Below are 1,326 nucleotides of genomic sequence, written 5' to 3'. Positions count from 1 at the left end.
CGCACGAGCTATGCAATACTGCGGCGGTGACCTCGTCTTTCTCGTCATCGCCGATTGGTCGGATTCTTCCCCGTCATGCTCACTCGGCAGTCCATGAAGCACTAGCCGATACTCGCGTCGTCCTGGTCAACGGAGCTCGCCAATGCGGCAAGAGCACGCTGGTCGCCCGGATAGGCAGGGAGATCGGCGCAACCTGGCGGAGCCTCGACAAGCCGGAGACTCGCCAGGCGGCCGACTACGACCCCACACAGTTCGTCCTCGACGATTCCCTACTGATCATCGACGAGGTGCAGCGAGTTCCGGAATTGCTGCTGGCCATCAAGGAAACCGTCGACGCTGACGGACGACCGGGCCGGTTCCTGCTGACCGGTTCGGCGCACGTCATGGCGCTCCGGAGCGTTCCCGACGCGCTTCCCGGACGTATGGAAACAATCGAACTCTGGCCCCTGTCTCAGGGCGAAATCGACGGCGCACCTGACAGATTCATCGATTGCGCCTTCGAACGCGGACCGCAGCTCCGATGTGACGGGATCGAGAATCGTGATGACTACATCGAACGAATCGCACGCGGAGGCTTCCCCGAAGCTGTTGCGCGAGAAGGCAAACGACGTTCCCGATTCTTCGCCTCATACGTCGCCGACCTGATCAACCGAGACGTCATGCAGCTGTCCGAGATCGAACGTACCGCCGAGATGTTCACCCTGGCCAACCTCGTCGCGGCCCGTTCCGGTCAGCTCCTGGTGCCTGGTGCTCTGGGCAATGAACTCGGCCTTCCCAAGGACACCGTCGCCCGCTACCTGCGTCTGCTGGAAGAGGTTTTCCTGATCAAGCGCATCCCCGCTTGGTCGCGAAACCTGACCACCCGGGCCGTGGCAACCTCCAAGGTGTTCATGGTCGATTCCGGTATCGCAACGTATTTGTGTGGTGCCGACTCACGCGCGCTGCGAGCGGCAAACGGCCCGCTCGGACCACTATTGGAAGGCTTCGTCGCCGCCGAACTCGCGCGCCAACTGACCTGGTCCGATCAGGAGGCCCGCATGTTCCACTACCGCACCCGCGACAACGTCGAAGTCGACATCATCCTCGAGAACAACCGCCGAGAAGTAATCGCCATCGAGGTGAAAGCCGCCGCCACCGTCAAAGCCGAGGACTTCCGCGGTCTCCGACACCTCGCAGAACGCCTGGGCGAGAACCTTCTTGCCGGGTATGTGTTCTACACCGGCACCGAAACCCTCCCTTTCGGCCCGAAATTCCGCGCTCTGCCGGTCAGCGCCCTGTGGAACGCACGACCATGACCACCCCCGGCTCGCGCACTGCCACGAAAAC

1 protein-coding gene is annotated in these 1,326 nt (G+C 62.4%); it reads left to right on the top strand.

Annotated elements, in window-relative coordinates:
* The coding region (locus NA10_RS35070; protein ID WP_307188426.1) for an ATP-binding protein at nt 1–1,295 on the top strand (1,295 nt) is incomplete at its 5' end.
* Between the last annotated feature and the right edge of the window lie 31 nt (nt 1,296–1,326).

It is taken from the genome of Nocardia acidivorans NBRC 108247 (genome assembly GCF_001625085.1).
In the GTDB taxonomy this organism is placed as follows: domain Bacteria; phylum Actinomycetota; class Actinomycetes; order Mycobacteriales; family Mycobacteriaceae; genus Nocardia; species Nocardia acidivorans.
This window is presented reverse-complemented; position numbering and strand designations above follow the sequence as displayed.